Genomic DNA, 16,314 nt, shown 5'->3' on the forward strand with positions numbered 1-16,314 from the left:
GTCCTGGTATTTCATTCCCTGTAATCGGTGCAATACAGAGATATTTCCGTTATCGGTATTGGCAATAGAGCAAAATACTTACCAGCTTTTTATGAATTGAGTAAATTCTTATAAATATTTTAATAAAGGCTTTAATTTCAATAAATTAAATGAAATTTGAAATTGACAACCAAAAATATCAATGCCTCAGTTTATCGCCTCATTTTGATAAATTCTCATCATTGATAAATAGTGTGATCGCGGAAGATAAAATAAGAAAAACATTCAAAAACAGCGTGGTAGATTGATTTTTCGCAAATCATTTTTGCATTGTTTCGCCTATTTATCATTTTCCTTGAGAAATGTGACACACCGCCGGAGAAGTACCATGATTTCAGTACTCAGCAATATTCAGGATGATATATGCAATTACGCCGACGCTATTTCTGGCATAACGGGCACGGACGTTGAAATCATTGATGAATCTTTAATGCGCATCGCGGGTACCGGGAAATACCGGCATATGCTCAATGAGAACGTGGCCAAAAATGGCTACATTTATCGTCACGTATTGCAGGTGCGAGAAACAGTACTGATCAAAAACCCCGGCGAGCATCCGCTGTGTCAGTTATGTGAAAAACACCACTACTGTTCTGAAATGCTGGATTTGAACGCACCTATTTTTCTCAATAATCGCGTGATTGGCGTGATCGGGATTATTTGCTCAACCCAGGCACAGCGTGACACGTTACTGAGCCAGATTGATAAATTTGTCACCTTTATTGAGCAAATCGCCGTAATGATCTCCAGTAAGGTCTTTGAATGCCTGGAACGTTTACGCGCACAGGAAACGCTTGGCGCATTTCGGCGTCTGATCGATGCCATGGACCGCGGCGTGGTAGCGATTGATGGCAAGGGTCTTATCTGGCATGCCAATCATTCAGCTGATCGCATCCTCAACCGTGAGGTTCAGGGATTACCTCTGACCATTGAAACAACCGGGGACAGCCTGTATGGCGATGAAGAAGCGTGGCTGACGCTTGAAGGTCAGAAACATCATGTACTGTGCAAACAAATTTCGCTCTCCTCACAGGATAACGATCGCTTAACCATGGTTATCTTTCGTGATGCACACGACTACCTGAGTAACCTTACTCCATCCCCTTATGAGTCCGACATACAGGTACGACTAATTGGTCACTCTCCCTCAATGGAACAGCTCAGAAGTACCATAGGTAAAATCGCCAACAGTTACGCCAGCGTGCTCATCACCGGGGAAAGTGGCTCGGGGAAAGAGGTCGTGGCATTTGCCATTCACCAGAGCAGTCCCCGTAAAGCCGCGCCTTTCGTAACAATCAACTGCGCGGCTATCCCAGAACAACTGCTGGAAAGCGAACTGTTTGGTTATGTTCGCGGCGCATTCAGCGGGGCTGATCCTAAAGGGCGAATGGGGAAATTTGAACTGGCCAACGGCGGCAGCCTGTTTCTGGATGAGATTGGCGATATGCCACTACACCTGCAGGCCAAGCTGCTCAGGGTATTGCAGGAAAAGGCGATCACCCGCGTTGGCTCTAATAACACCATCAATATTGATGTGCGCATTATTGCCGCAACTAACAAAAACATTAACGCGATGGTGGAAAATAATCAGTTTCGTGAAGATCTTTTCTATCGCCTGAACGTAGTCCCTCTGGTACTTCCTTCCCTGCGTGAACGCCGGGCTGATATTGCAGTCCTCGCACAGTATTTTGCCGATGAGTTTTCGGTCAGTTACCAGCGACCACCGCAAAAACTGCCTGATGACGTTATTAATCGCCTTTATGCCTGGCACTGGCCGGGCAACATTCGTGAATTACGCAACGTGATCGAATACATTTTTGTGATGCGCGGAGAAGCCGCTGGGATCAACGCCAGCCATCTTCCCCCTTACCTGCTTACCGCCGCTGACGGTAGAAAAACGACGATGACCGCGCAACCCCGACAGCTTGCCAACAAAGGAAAACAGGCGGAAAGGGAGGCTATCGAAAACGTCATCCAGCGATTCGGCTCAAGCGTTGAGGGAAAAAAGCAAGCCGCGACAGAACTGGGGATCAGCATTGCCACGCTCTATAGAAAAATAAAACTGTACGGACTGTAAGCTTTCCTTATTAACTGAGAAGCCCGCACAACGCGGGCTTCTCATCGGTAGAACAGAGCACATTAAGCCCGAAAATACTTAATCAAACACACCATTAATTACCGCGGTGACAATCGCCGTACTCAGTGCAATCAACACCAGATTGTCGCCCACAACCTGCCATTCATAACCTGGATAATACGGCAATTGGTTCAGCATAGAGGATGGAACACTTTTCTTAGCGATCCCCGGAGGAAGCGGCTTTCCTCGCGCCAGATTTTTGGCGATACCCGGAGGCAGTGACTTATAGCCCGTCAAACCATATCTGACGGCATACTGTCTGGCCACGTTATAGCTGATGTCACTATCAACATGGTCCGGCTTACCATAATTTTTACGTTGTTCTGCCTGCGAATTGCCTTTCTGGCTATTGCCCTTATTCCCGCTATTACCATGATTGCTACTATTTCCATGGTTGCCACTATTTCCATGGTTGCCACTATTACCATTGCCGTTGCCATTACCGGGGTTGGCCAATACTGGGGTGGCGCACATCGTCATCGCGGCAACGGCGACTAAAGCTGTTGCTAAAGCACGAAGTCTGGACATGATGATTCCTTAAAATGTGGATACATATAAAAATGTACGGTATCGCGTGAATGCTGGCTATCGCTACAACTCCGATTTATTGGCAAAAAAGGGAAAGCACATAGCACACATCACGCTATTCGCCTCGCCGCGGTGGAGAAAAGTTAGCCAAAGATGTTGCAGAACTGCTATAAAGTCTTTCTCTTCTGTCGGCTGGTGTTAAACTGGAAAGTGTGATCTTCATCATAACCTGCTTAAACAGAGAAAAGAGACACTGCTATGCAACATATCATTGAGGGCTTCCTCAACTTCCAAAAAGAGATTTTCCCTCAACGCAAGGAACTCTTTCGCAGCCTGGCATCCAGCCAAAATCCTAAAGCGCTTTTCATCTCCTGTTCCGATAGCCGCCTGGTGCCAGAACTCGTTACTCAGCAAGATCCCGGACAGCTTTTCGTTATCCGCAACGCCGGTAATATCGTCCCCTCTTTCGGCCCGGAACCGGGTGGCGTATCCGCAACCATCGAATACGCGGTTGTGGCACTTGGAGTGACGGATATCGTCATCTGCGGACACTCCAACTGCGGCGCGATGAAAGCCATCGCCGATAGCCAGCCTCTGGATCCGATGCCTGCTGTGGCTCACTGGCTGCACTATGCCGATGCCGCGAAAGCCGTGGTCGAGAAAAAAACCTGGGCTAACCCAATCGATAAAGTTAACGCCATGGTGGAAGAGAACGTTATCGCGCAGCTCAACAACATTAAAACGCATCCTTGTGTCGCGGTTGGACTGAGAAATAATGCTCTTCGTCTGCACGGCTGGGTATATGACATCGAAAGCGGTGAAATCCGTACCCTGGATAAAAACAGCAAAACCTACGTTTCCCTTGCTGAAAACCCGCAGGTGCATTTCGAGTAATTCTTCCACTGGAGCAAGGATGCTCTGGATAATTTTTACCTACTTTGGTGCTATGGACAAAAAACATCCTTGTCACTAACATTAAAATAACCGCAGGTGTTACCACGCGGTTTTCGCACATTCATACAACATTGCTACATTGCGACAAGTCTCATGAGCTGCCCCGCAAGTAGCTGTTCATACATGGTGCAAGCGATAAAAAGGAGCAGGTACGAATGCAAGCGAAAATAAAAAGAATAATAAACATGTTATTCTATCATGAGTCGTGGGATATCATGATTATTAAGGATCATGGTACACACTTATTTCCTGATAACACGCTGGAAATATTGAATAAATCTGCTGCGCAGCAGTTAAAAAAGAAATATACGTTTCAGGCCGATCCTTTTCTTATTGAAAAAGACGACAAACTGTATGTTTTTTATGAAGCTTTTAGCTTCCGCAACTCGAAAGGCACGCTCCGCTGCCGCATTCTTGATCGTGAACTAACTGAAATTGATGATGTGAAACTTGAAGGATTTGACGACCTGAGGTGTCATTTGTCATTTCCTTTTCTGATTAATATCAACAATCAACTCTTCATGATCCCGGAATCATCAGAAAGAAAAGAAGTGCTCCTGTTCCAGTCGGTAGAGTTTCCTGCGCGCTGGAAGAAAATTAAAGTTCTACTCTCTGACACCGAAGTCACAGATAACATTTTTCTTTCAATAAATGAGACTTGCTATCTTTTGTCGACCACCATGGATAATAAAATAATTATTCATTCCGCAGAGCATCTTCACGGTCAGTGGCAGCGGATCACCCCTACATTAAAGGTGAGTAATCATCATCATCGAGGAGCTGGTACCCCTTATCTTGTCGATAATAAAATGTACTTCCTCACCCAGGAATGCACGCCCGAAACTTATGGAAAATCTATCTATATCAAAGAACTAGTTACACTTAACGATATTAACTTTGATGAGAATCTGATCGAACAAATCAATTCATCGATCAACCACAGTGACGGTGTTCATACGCTGAATTTCTCAAATAATTACATTGCTTATGATACAAAAATCAATAAGTTCAGTCTGTTGGCTATCTTAAAAAAACTATCATATAAATTTATGGTAAAATACAGAAACATCTACCTTTCCCGGCAACACAACTGATTCACTGGATTCTCAGGTGACATTGGTAGAAAATTGTTCGGGTTTCTAGCATTTTTCTGGAGTCTGTATGGCAATTCTTGTCACAGGTGGTGCAGGTTATATTGGTTCACATACTGTTTTATCACTACTGGAAAGAGGCGATGATGTCGTTGTCATCGATAATCTGGCAAATGCGAGTCGGATATCGCTGGACAGGGTCGCGGAACTTACCGGAAAGGAACCCATTGTCTATATCGCCGATGTTCTCGACAGACAGGCCTTAAAAAACATTTTTACCAACCATCACATCACCGATGTCATTCATTTTGCAGGGCTCAAATCGGTTTCCGAGTCGATAAAAGAACCTCTTGCCTACTATGAAAACAACGTCACCGGAACGCTGGTTTTACTGGATGAGATGCTGGCCGCAGGCGTTAACCGATTCATTTTTAGCTCATCAGCTACGGTATACGGTAATCCGGAAAGCGTGCCGTTGAGCGAGCAATCACGTACGGGCGGTACCACCAATCCCTACGGCACCTCTAAATTAATGGTCGAACAGATTCTGGCCGATTTCTCACGTGCGCAACCTGATTTCCGCATTACCTGTCTGCGCTATTTCAACCCGGTCGGCGCCCATCCATCGGGTCGCATTGGTGAAGATCCTAACGGTATCCCAAACAACCTGGTGCCATACATCTCCCAGGTCGCGATTGGTAAGCTTAAAACCGTATCGGTGTATGGTAATGACTATCCAACCCCTGACGGAACCGGCGTGCGTGATTATATTCACGTCATGGATCTGGCGACTGGTCATTTAGCCGCGCTTGATTGCCAGAACAAAGGCGCTGCCTACAAGGTGATTAATCTCGGTACCGGGGTCGGTTATTCCGTGATTGATCTGATTAAGGCGTTTGAGAAAGCGGCCCAGACCAAAATTCATTATCAGTTTGTCGCCAGAAGACCCGGAGACATTGCCGAATGTTGGTCTGACCCGTCACTGGCATACAAAGAGCTCGGTTGGAAGGCCATCTACAGCCTTGATGAAATGATGCGTGACACCTGGAACTGGCAAAAAAATAACCCGAATGGTTATAACATCTGATATGCCCTGTAACGAGCCTGACGGTCAGGCTCGTTGCCGTAAGGGGCTAGCGTGCAGTAATCGTTGATACGCGATACCAGCCACTGCTCTGCTTCCCTTCGTTGGCAAAGTTAATTCTCGCCGCACCCGACTTATCCAACATCGCAACCTCTATCGCGTACTGCCCTTTTGCCAGTCGACCTGGCATAGATAACGCATAACTGACCTGATACTTACCGGGGAGCCAGCGGCGAATATCCTCCGCGGAATTCCCCTGAGCCACCACCTTATTAGCATTGTCCACAACACGGAATGCCAACATATAAGGCATATAAATCGGAGCGATACCCTCATTGTACCAGGTACTGTCCAATGTCAGCGTTTGTCCGCTGTCCCACACGGACTCATGGCTCAGGGACGCCAGGCGAAATCGATAGCCTAATTTGGTCAGCGCATCGTCGACAATCGGTCGATAGTCGCTGGGTATCGCTCTCGATTTCAGGTTAATGGTACTGGCGTGCTGTTTGACCGCCCAGTCAAAAATACCCTGCACTTCGGCACGCGTATAATGAAAAGTATTCTTCCAGTCTTGCATATATGAACAGATTTCCAGACTGACCGGCGCACGTTTCCAGGCGTCGTTGAACCCTGAATAACTCTGCTGCGCAGCCAGCAATCGCTGCGGGTAATCATCAGTCATATGGTTCCAGGAGTCCGAAAATACGCGCAGGTCCCCCCAACAGTCCGCACGCCATCCTGCCCCACGCTCCATCGCATTCGCCAGACTTTGTCCGCCGCTTATCAGCATGGTTTTTGGCGTCACCGGAAAAGCAGAAAAGTGCATCGCGACGTAGCGATCCAGTTGCGCCGTGGTGTATCGCTCCAGTAATGGCTTCAGGTTCGGGAAGTTGCTGTTATGCCATTCTCCCCATGATCCCACCATGCCAATATCAACAAACGCGAGATTCTCATTACCATCGTAGCGCTTACCAAATGCGTTCAACAGACGCTGGCTGTATTGAATAAACAGAGGATCGTCTAAATCCGGGGCAAATGTCTTTTTATCCGGCGTCCAGGTACCTTTCACGCCTTTTTTAATCAGCCAGTCAGGAATTTGCGAGCCGCTTTCCGGCTCTGCCAGTACCATAAATCGTAGCCCGACATTCATCGCTGGACGATGTGCCGCCGCGTATTTGAAGGCATCATCCACCAACGCAAAATTATACTGGCCTTCGACTGGCTCCAGGTCCCGCCAGTAAAAACGGTCGTATTCAAATCCGGTATTGGGATAGTCCGCCAGCCCCAGCGTTTCACCGTATCCCTGATGAAAACTTGCCACGCCAATCCCCGGATTGGTCAGCGGGCCAGTTAATGCTTTGGGGGTTACGGTCGTTAATGCGGAGATGACCGTTAACGGAAAGGACATTAACAACAGCGCAGAAACCCATTTACACTTCATCGCAGTAATGCCTCCACAGGTTTGTTAACGCTAGTGGTTTTTCAGACTTAACCACCAATCCCAGATACCTACGTGAAAATTTTGGAACACATCAATACCTAACGCGGATTTGATCATATACAGCGTCAACAATACGCAGCAGGTGACGAACAGCACGGCAATCAGCAGCAAAAAAGTGAGCAACATTCTCGACAGGGTCGATTCCTGGCGGTGCTGGCGGCGTAAATCTCTGCCAAACAAAAAAACCAGATAATAACGCTTACTGAAAAAGGGAAAGCTTCTGCGAATATCGATCTGATGCCGCGAAGCCAGCGTCGAGGCCAGGATCGCATTTTCCACCCCTTCTTTTTGTTCAGGGGTCAACCCCTGCGCAATCGTCTCATCAAGATGAGTATAAAATCGTTCGATGACGGGGGGACGATTTTGAGGACTGGTCAAAATTAACCTATATCTTTATCAATTGAGTGATAGACGTTAACCGTCTTTTTGGCGATTTCATGCCAATTGTAGTTTTGCAAATATACACGATAGTCCACGCTATTTGCTGTTACCCCTTGGCCTAATTTTTCGGCCAGACCGGTTACATCTCCCACCTTAAAATAGGTCTCGGCAGGCAGTTGAACTTCAAGGTTAGCAGGAATATCACTGACGACGGCCGGAAGAGAAAATGACATTGCCTCCAGCAGCGCAATGGGCAATCCTTCATGGTATGAAGGCATCACAAATAGCCTGGCCTGCGAAAACACCGCCTGCAGCTCATCACCACGTAAGAAACCGGTCATCACGACACCAGGCGTGTCGGCGGCAAGCTTTTTGAGGCGAATGCTGTATTCGGTTGGATGATCCGCATCACCAATTAACACTAACGGCATGGTCAAACCACTGTGTTGATAGGCGGCAATGGCATCATGCATCCCTTTTTCTTCCACAAACCGCCCAACCACAACGAGATAATTTTTCGGCTGCAGCCCAAAGCGGGAGAGTGTATTGTCGATGGTGAGCTCTGATAACAACCGCGGCTCATTTACGCCATTGTGAATTAAATGCGCATCATAGCGACCATGTTTTTTCTGGATCAGTTGATTAATAACTTCAGAAATCACAATCACCTCGTTGGCATATCTCACCGCCCAACGTTCGCCCAGCAGCAATATTTTTTTTGCAACGAAACCCCATTTCTGACGATCGTAATCAGGTCCGTGGTGGGTGAAAACCACCTTCTTACCCATCACGCGTAAGAGTGGGATCACAAGGCCAGGGCCGATAGCATGGACATGCACAATATCCGAATGGTCGATACGTGTCCTAAACGCCGCTAAAACGGAATGGACAATAGCTTCCAGCGAGCGCTTTTTGGGTGCCCACAGCGCGTAGGTTTCGACTTTTTTATAGACCGATCGTTTGTAATTTACATATGGCGAGCGAGCAATCACGCAAATATCCGCGTCGAACTGCTGCTTAATGGCAGGATAAAGATTCTGACAGTGTGTCTCCACACCGCCCAATACATCGGGAATACCACGCGTTCCAAAAACCGTTATTTTTTTACTCATTCTATGGCCTGCTCAGCAGTTCTTTATACAACGCCTGTAAGGTATCCATATGTTTACTGAGCGCATATTTTTCACTCAACCGCGCACGGCCATGTAAGCCCATATTCCGCGCCTTCTCTTGCGAGTCAGCCAGGGCGTCCATCGCATTTGCCAACTCCTGCGCATTGCCTGGTTCGAATAAAATCCCTTCGATACCGTCACGAATTTGTTCCGGGATGCCGCCAATGCGCGATCCAATAACCGGCTTGCCTAAAGACATCGCTTCCAATATCGCCATAGAACAGTTTTCATAGCATTCAGAAGGAAGGATCACCGCTCGCGCATGCTTAATAAGCTTGTCGAGGGCTTCTCCTTGTTGCACATAACCTAAAAATTCAACATCAGGGTATTTGGCGGCTAATTCATCATGCAACGGACCGTGCCCCACAACTTTCAGCGGCGCGCTGTTCTGCATTTTTTTATGCGCTTCCAACAACGTTGCCACGCCCTTTTCACGGCTCAGACGGCCAAAGTACAGCATATAGCCCTCATCGCTTACTTCGGCCAGGGGACGACTGTCATCAACGCCATTGACGATGACATCAATGCGCGAATTTGGCAGCGTACGCAGCAGGATACCTCGTAAAAAAACACTCGGTGAAATAATCACATCCAGTGCCTGATAGTTTTGTGCAATGTACTGCCAGGTTGCCTCCAGGGAGAGCAGTAAGCTTTTTGAGGCTGAACCTTCCTGGCAACGATACCTGAAGGCATTGAAAACCGTCCCGGTAATACAGGAATCGCACACTTTGCCGTCGCGCAGCATGGAATACGAGGGGCACACAATCTTATAGTCATGCGCAGTCAGCACCGTTTTGCTGCCAAAATTACGCGCAACTTTAATCAACGCCGGTGTTAACTGATGGTAGATGTTGTGAAAGTGGACAATATCCGGGCGCTCTTTTTCTAATAGCGCCAGCATTTTTTTGCAGGCCTGCGAATTATGAATAAAGTTAACCGCCGTTTTGATACCGCCCAGCAGATTGCTCTCTTTGTGGTAGTCCACATTGCTGACGAAATAATCCGCATAGTCCGAGGGGAGATTATTATCATGATGCATAGAGAAATCAATAACCTGCACTCCGGCCTGTTTCAGCATATCGCGCTCTTGAAAATAAACCGTTTCCGCGCCGCCTTTAATGAAAAAAAACTTGTTAACTAATAATACTTTCATGGCGCCTGCCCCGGTTATTCATGAATGATTTTACTGTTGGGTGGAGTCAACGGATCGCGTACTGGTTTAGTCAACCCTTTAACCAGCCCGGCAGAAAGCACGGCCAGGTTCATTACGCTTTGCAGGCCGTTTAATAACGATCGATTCTGTACGGTTTTCAGGGCAATAAATGCAAGTAAGGGCAGAAATGCAATGTCGAAAAGTTCAAGATTGAAGGTCACCGCCGCAATGAACAAGCCAATCAAGTAAACAGAAAAAATCGCCTCGTTCCTGACCATTTTTAACGCTTTGCCGAAATAAGGTTTTCCCCAAGCACAACGTAAAAGCTCGCCAGGGGCCTGATAGTATCCGCTTTTCCAACGGTGCTTGAGCATCTGAAAGGTCGGCATGGTATGCGAAGTATGAATAAAATAAGGAATATCCAGACGCCGCAGTTTATAGCCCGCTTCGATTAAACGCAGACCCAGCTCAGCCTCTTCATACGCGTGCAAATTACGATTAGTCAGATAACCAACTTTCTCAATCGCAGAGCGACGATATAATCCACCACCGCCTAAATGGTCGCTATCCCCGAGCGGATAGATTTTATTAATGCGTTGCTTACGAGACTTAAATTCATAGTTAACGGCATCATCCATTTCAACGGTTCCCGCAACGCCTGCATATTCTGGTTCAGCCTGCAAAAAGGCGACTGCCTGATCCACAAATCCTTCTTCCAGCTCCATGTCGCCGTCCATCAACAACAGATATTCCCCTTCACTATACAGATAACCTAACTGGTGCCCGACGCCACAGCAGCGATCGCCAGGGTCAGTTAAGGACACTACGGTCACCCCTTTATCGATCGCAAGCTGTTGGGTGTTATCCGTTGAGAGACTATCTGCCACAATAATTTTATGTGGATAGTCAATAAGCTGCTTACGGATGCTGTCAATCGTCTTCTCAATACATTCAGATTCATTGAGTGTTTTAATACTCACTGAAATAAACGGTTTATTGTCCATACAATTACCCTACGCAGCGAAGGACGGTTCGACGAATCACTAAACTTGCACCTAGTGATAAATAGAACAGGAATTGTAACATCGGTGTAATCATCAGTATCTGGCTGTAAGGTAAGCTAATTAAGCAACTGATAGCAAAAGCGTTAAACGCCGGTGCAAAACTCAGCAACTGGAGATCCTGCTGGTCCAGTTGTTCAAGTCTCAGTAATGGCTTTGGCTGACAAACTTTCAGGATATAAATGAATAAGCTAACAAAGAGTAATGTACCAATCGCCCCCACTTCCCACAGCAGCATACTCAGGGAAGTCGAGTCGAGAATTAAGTTGTAGATAATATTCAAAAATCCCGGCGACACCGTACTACCACTGTTAGTGGCGTTGAGTCCGTAGCCAAATAACGTTCCTGAAAGCCCCCACAGATCGTTATTTTTCAACCAGAACAGGAACGTCGTAAAGCGCCCTAATTCACCGGTAGACATAATGTAGTTTGGATCAAAGATATAGCTTAAGGAGTCGATAAAAATACTTAACGAGCTTTTCGATGGATCGCCACCGAACGCCGTAGAATAATAGTACGCGAGGATCACAATCGACAGGCTAATGAGCAACAGCATTCCCGCCACAATAACCAATAACGTCTTCAGATTAACCTTACTAACGTCTTTGACGTAGCTCGGTGAGAGCCACACCCACGCCAGGAATATTGGAGATAGCAGGATGACAAACTTCACTTCACCAATTATGCATAACCCGATACCGAGAACAATATGCAGCGCCATGGATTTGAACGTGGTGAGCCCATGCTTATATTCGGAGACTTTTAACAACATAATTAACAGGCAAAACAGCCCCATTGCGGCAGTATTCCCGCCCCCCATGGGGTCACCGCCAAACGTGCCAACCACGGAGTCCCATTTCTCATCTTCGCCGCGCACCGCGACGCGCTGGGGAACGACCAGTAAAACCTGATAAATCATTACCGGGATCTGCGCATAAAAAACCCAGTACAGATAGCGTGTTACACGATAAATCTGCGACTCCCGGCAAAACCCTAGTAGCAAACAGATCATCACCAGCGACAATGCAATTTCGTTTTTAAATGCCACAATCGCGACGGTGATCCCGCCCTGAATCAACGTCGATGTCCCAGCCAGTACCAGGAACGAGAAATACAACGCCAGAACAATCGTCTCTTGCGCATCCAGTTGCAGCGAGCCATCACGCGTCTGCATCACCAATAATCCCACCATCAATAAGGTGAGGAAAAAAGGTATCCACAGCACTGACTGCATACCGGTAAAGTATTGCACCAAGCCACACAGGATCAGCGTGACAAAAGTATAAATCTGTAAATAGTATCCGGTATTCAGTGTCATATTATCACCGGCTTGTCTTTCAGGAGATTGGCTCGCTTATTCATTTTCAGATAAATGAAGGCGTAGCGAATAAATGTCAGTGAAGAAAACAAGATGACCGACGTTGCATAATCTTTATAAAAATAGGGCGTCACGACAAAAGCGAATAGTACAATCGCCAGCTGTTCCAGTTGGATACGCAGAAAATAGCGATGGGAACCAAAAATAAGTTCTATCACCGTCAGAGGGCTTATCGCCAGCGCAGGGAATAAATAGGGCAACATGTAGCGCGACGTCTCAATGGAGTTAATCCAGTCTTCGCTAAAACCGAGGCGCATCACAATCGGATAGAAAATAAAAACCCCAAGGGTACAGATAACCCCTAGTACCAGCAATAGCATACGTACCCTGGTATATTCCTGATAGTTAAAGGTATTATTTCTGAAGTCGATAGACCACTTGGAGAAAATAGTATTGCGTACCGCGTTGCCGATGATCACCACCGGTGCCAGGCAAAAGCGGCTAACCACGGAAAAATAACCCGCCGTCAGCGCCGAGAACCAAAAGTTAATCAGCATAATCGGCAAATTGCTGCTGGCCATCGCCAGCACTTCCGCACTGCCCACTTTGGTAATGTGATGAATATTCTGTTTGAAAAAATGCCAATTACTGGCGGGTCGCAGATGTCTGGCTGCCACCGAACGAATATCAAACGAATGCAAAATACAGCTTATGGTCAGCGCCATCGTCGCGCAGGCCCACGACCAATAAAACAGCTGTACATAATGCGTAATCAGAACCGAAAGTAATACCACCACTGAAACAGAAATACGCTGGAAAATCAGAAAACGAAAGTTGGCCGTGCGTAGCGACAGGTTTTCCGAGATCAAAACCCACGCCGTTGCCAACGTCAGCAAATAGAGAAACAGGATGTTCTGGTGAAACAGCCACGCGGTGAGCACGGCGTAAGGTAAGGCAATGATCGTGCTTTGGATCAGGCAAAACACAACATTCTGTACCAGTTCGTCATCCTGCTGTTTAGGAATTAACAGCTGTGATGCAAAGGTACACACCTGAGCGCCCACCACGGCGATGCTGTAGTTGAGTGCATAAAGCCCCACCTCAGCCATATCGTACTTGTGTGAAATCAACCAAATAGACAGTGCACCAATCAACTGCGAGATGACTGATGAACCGGCTATTGTGGAAGCGCTCTTCAGTAGACTCATACGCGGCCTGGCGTGGTCATCAGTTGATCGGTACTGAAGTTCAGTGAACGCAGACCTTCTTGCGTCTCAAGATCTTTTTCTTCAACCGCATTGAGTACCGCGCCAATTACCACGCCGTTATTTTCTTCCAGCTTATCCAGCGCGTTGGCGATTTGCCCGGCGGACCCCGTCCCCGCTTTCACGATGAAAATCACCCCATCAACGGCGCGTTTAATCAGTTGAACATCCTGACTCTGATTCACAGCAGCGACATCAATAATAATGCGCTGATAGTGCGATTTCAGTTCACGCATTAAGGGCTCAACGTGCCCCGACGACAGCATCAGTAAAGAAGAGATGGTTGTCTTGCCGTGCGGAATAAAATCGAGATGATCACTGAGCGTAATCCGCGCCTTTTCAAGCTGAACCTCCCCGCGCAACAGTTCCGCCAAACCTGCGGATGTTACCGACGCCAGTTCAGAAGAGAGTCCGTCAGTGTTAAAGAAATCCGCATCAATAAGCAGTGTTTTCTGGTCGAAACTAAAAGAGTTAGCTAACAGATTCGCCAACAAAGAACGCCCATCACCGTGCTCCGTCGACGCCACGGCAAGCGTCTGTAAAGGTCGATTATCCAGCATAATCCGGGTACGGATACCGTGCACAATATCGGCATTCAGCGGGTTCTTCATGATCATGTCCCGCACCTGCGCGCGCCCTGAGGTTCCGCTAAAACGACGGATTTCACCCAGCGGAGCAACATTGAGCCGTTTTTTCATGCGACTGAGAGTACCGATTGAGTTATCCATTGCCGCTTTAACAATGAAATACATGATGCTGAACACCACCACCAGCATGACCACCATCAGCAACAGCAAAGATTTATTCGGTTTCGCCGGTTTTAACGCGGGTGCCGCAGGGTCGTATAACACCGCATCAGCATTCACACCGGACAGCGACAGCTCTTGAGTACGTTGATAAAGCGATTTATACAGGTCTTCCATTTTATCTAACGACAGCTTTTGACTGTTCCAGGCATCCCGTTTTGACGCCATTTTCTGGAAGATCTCTTTCTGCTCAGTCACCTGCTGTTGATAGTTTTTTTCGTCCGCCAGCGCCGCCAGATATTGCTGGCGTAAACCGACTTTCAGCTCACCCAATACTCGTCCAGTCTGGTTTTGGATCGACTGAACATCGGCCTCTGCTTTTAAAATGGCGGGATTTTTTGGCCCGTAGACTTTACGCTGTTCGGACAATGTTCGTTGCGCCTGAATCAACGCAATGCGCAAATCCTGGATCTGCGCATGATTAGAGACCGAAGGCAGCGAGATAACGCTCTCAATGGACTTACCTCCCCCGTTCACCTCGTTATAGACGGATTCAGCGGCAACCCGACGCTGAGTTGCATCGGCCAGGCGATTGGTTACGATACTTAGCTGCTCGGTTTCAAAACCATCGATTCCACGGAAGGTCAGCAGCCCGGCATTTTTCAGATAGTTGTCCATCTCGTCTTTTTGCTTAGCTATCGACGTCTGAATCTCTTCCATTTTTTCAAAATTCAGTTTACGAGCTTGCTCCACCTTCAGACGCTTCTGCTCCACCGTGTAGTTGATGAAAGCCTGCGCGACGCCATTCGCAATGTCAGCCGCAACCTGTGGGGACGTTGATTCATAGGTAATAGACGCCAGGTTCGTCGTACGAATACCAATGACATTCAGATTTTTCGCCAGCGTTTTCAGCGCTTGTTCCATTCTCAGTTGCCGACTTTCATTGCTATCAGCCCCCCGAGTACCGGCTTTTTCCCCGGTAAACTCCGGGTTTTCATCCAGCTTCATATCACGTATGGCTTTCTCCAGCACAATACGTGAATGCATCAACGCATATTGTGTTTCGTAGTAACCACTACGCGTTGAATCGAAACCATCAACCTGTGGAAACGGAGAAACGTTATCAGCTTGCGCCTTAATCAGCACCGTCGCCGTTGAAACATACTTTGAGGACATCATGCTGATTAATGGATACGCGACGACCCCAGCAACGATACCGGCCAGCGCGATTTTCCAGGCGTTCTTTTTCAGCTCTTTGGCAAAGCGGGAGAATTCGACACTGCTTTCTCGTTTTTTGCCGTTTTCCACTATAGATAGTTTCATCGTTAGAAGAACCCCATGCCAATAATCACGACATCCCCTGGATGAACAGAGTGCGTTAAATCGACATTCTCAAGCAGCTGATTGCTACCCGACAGACGAATGTTGATATCTTGACGGTCCGCACGGTCTGTAAACCCACCCGCCTGCGCAATAGACTTCTCGACGGTAAGCCCTGGCTCATAGGCGAAGCCATTTGGACTTTTCACCTCGCCTGAAACATAGTATTTGCGGAACTCGGCAATGCTCACCGTCACCATCGGAGTGGTAAAATAATCTCCGGTCAGGCGTTGAGTTAATTCTTTTGTCACTTGATCAACGGTTTTATCTTGTAATTTAAGAGCACCAACAAATGGGAAATTAATTTCCCCACTCTTATCCAAAATAAACCGCATCGTCATATCGGGTTGACCATGAACAGCGATATTGACCGTATCCCCCGCCCCAAGTCGGTAATCCTGCTGAACAGTAGCAGGATCGTCCATTAATCGCGGGCTGGACGTTGTGCATCCAACCAACAGGATACTGAAAAGCAAAACCGCGCACAGTTCTATTATTTTCATT

General features: G+C 47.3%; 14 protein-coding genes. 4 read left to right on the top strand and 10 right to left on the bottom strand.

Features of this window, described 5'->3' with window-relative positions:
• The first annotated feature begins 367 nt into the window (after positions 1 to 367).
• The gene (locus SK34_RS06185; protein ID WP_044713271.1) at positions 368 to 2,116 is read left to right on the top strand and encodes a sigma-54 interaction domain-containing protein; all 1,749 of its coding nucleotides are present in this window, start codon (positions 368 to 370) and stop codon (positions 2,114 to 2,116) included.
• A gap of 78 nt (positions 2,117 to 2,194) precedes the next feature.
• Here SK34_RS06185 and SK34_RS06190 read toward each other — a convergent pair whose 3' ends face one another.
• A complete protein-coding gene (locus SK34_RS06190) occupies positions 2,195 to 2,704 on the bottom strand; it encodes an anti-virulence regulator CigR family protein (RefSeq protein WP_003839750.1) in 510 nt (169 codons plus the stop codon).
• 258 nt (positions 2,705 to 2,962) lie between these two features.
• Between SK34_RS06190 and SK34_RS06195 the strand changes: the two genes are divergently transcribed.
• The 3 genes from SK34_RS06195 (at position 2,963) to galE (ending at position 5,836) form a co-directional block, all read left to right on the top strand.
• Positions 2,963 to 3,598 carry a carbonic anhydrase gene (locus SK34_RS06195; protein ID WP_003037157.1) on the top strand — a complete coding sequence of 212 codons (636 nt, stop codon included), beginning with the start codon at positions 2,963 to 2,965 and terminating at the stop codon, positions 3,596 to 3,598.
• 215 nt (positions 3,599 to 3,813) lie between these two features.
• On the top strand, positions 3,814 to 4,752 hold the full coding sequence (locus SK34_RS06200; protein ID WP_044713272.1) for a glucosamine inositolphosphorylceramide transferase family protein: 939 nt from the start codon (positions 3,814 to 3,816) through the stop codon (positions 4,750 to 4,752).
• A gap of 67 nt (positions 4,753 to 4,819) precedes the next feature.
• Positions 4,820 to 5,836, top strand: coding sequence for a UDP-glucose 4-epimerase GalE (galE, locus tag SK34_RS06205; protein ID WP_044699629.1), 1,017 nt, complete (start codon positions 4,820 to 4,822; stop codon positions 5,834 to 5,836).
• A 46-nt stretch (positions 5,837 to 5,882) separates the two neighbouring features.
• Here galE and SK34_RS06210 read toward each other — a convergent pair whose 3' ends face one another.
• The 9 genes from SK34_RS06210 to SK34_RS06250 are packed head-to-tail and all read right to left on the bottom strand — an operon-like array spanning position 5,883 to position 16,313.
• Positions 5,883 to 7,274 carry a DUF4832 domain-containing protein gene (locus tag SK34_RS06210; protein WP_048232643.1) on the bottom strand — a complete coding sequence of 464 codons (1,392 nt, stop codon included), beginning with the start codon at positions 7,272 to 7,274 and terminating at the stop codon, positions 5,883 to 5,885.
• Positions 7,275 to 7,304: 30 nt separating this feature from the next.
• Positions 7,305 to 7,712, bottom strand: coding sequence for a hypothetical protein (locus SK34_RS06215; RefSeq protein ID WP_032938074.1), 408 nt, complete (start codon positions 7,710 to 7,712; stop codon positions 7,305 to 7,307).
• A gap of 2 nt (positions 7,713 to 7,714) precedes the next feature.
• Entirely contained in the window at positions 7,715 to 8,827 is a 1,113-nt protein-coding gene (locus tag SK34_RS06220) for a glycosyltransferase family 4 protein (RefSeq protein ID WP_032938077.1), read from the bottom strand.
• Position 8,828: 1 nt separating this feature from the next.
• Entirely contained in the window at positions 8,829 to 10,040 is a 1,212-nt protein-coding gene (locus SK34_RS06225; protein ID WP_044699634.1) for a glycosyltransferase family 4 protein, read from the bottom strand.
• 14 nt (positions 10,041 to 10,054) lie between these two features.
• A complete protein-coding gene (locus tag SK34_RS06230; protein ID WP_032938081.1) occupies positions 10,055 to 11,044 on the bottom strand; it encodes a glycosyltransferase family 2 protein in 990 nt (329 codons plus the stop codon).
• A 4-nt stretch (positions 11,045 to 11,048) separates the two neighbouring features.
• Positions 11,049 to 12,419, bottom strand: coding sequence for a hypothetical protein (locus tag SK34_RS06235; protein WP_048232645.1), 1,371 nt, complete (start codon positions 12,417 to 12,419; stop codon positions 11,049 to 11,051).
• Entirely contained in the window at positions 12,416 to 13,627 is a 1,212-nt protein-coding gene (locus SK34_RS06240; RefSeq protein WP_032938083.1) for a lipopolysaccharide biosynthesis protein, read from the bottom strand. Before SK34_RS06240 ends, SK34_RS06235 begins: the two co-directional genes overlap by 4 nt.
• Positions 13,624 to 15,753: a GumC family protein gene (locus SK34_RS06245; protein ID WP_048232647.1), complete on the bottom strand. Its 2,130-nt coding sequence runs from the start codon at positions 15,751 to 15,753 to the stop codon at positions 13,624 to 13,626. The genes SK34_RS06240 and SK34_RS06245 overlap by 4 nt, the downstream gene beginning before the upstream one ends.
• 2 nt (positions 15,754 to 15,755) lie before the next feature.
• Entirely contained in the window at positions 15,756 to 16,313 is a 558-nt protein-coding gene (locus SK34_RS06250) for a polysaccharide biosynthesis/export family protein (RefSeq protein ID WP_003037180.1), read from the bottom strand.
• Position 16,314: the final 1 nt, after the last annotated feature.

The sequence above is a fragment of the Citrobacter sp. MGH104 genome (assembly GCF_001034485.1).
Taxonomy (GTDB): Bacteria; Pseudomonadota; Gammaproteobacteria; order Enterobacterales; family Enterobacteriaceae; genus Citrobacter; species Citrobacter freundii.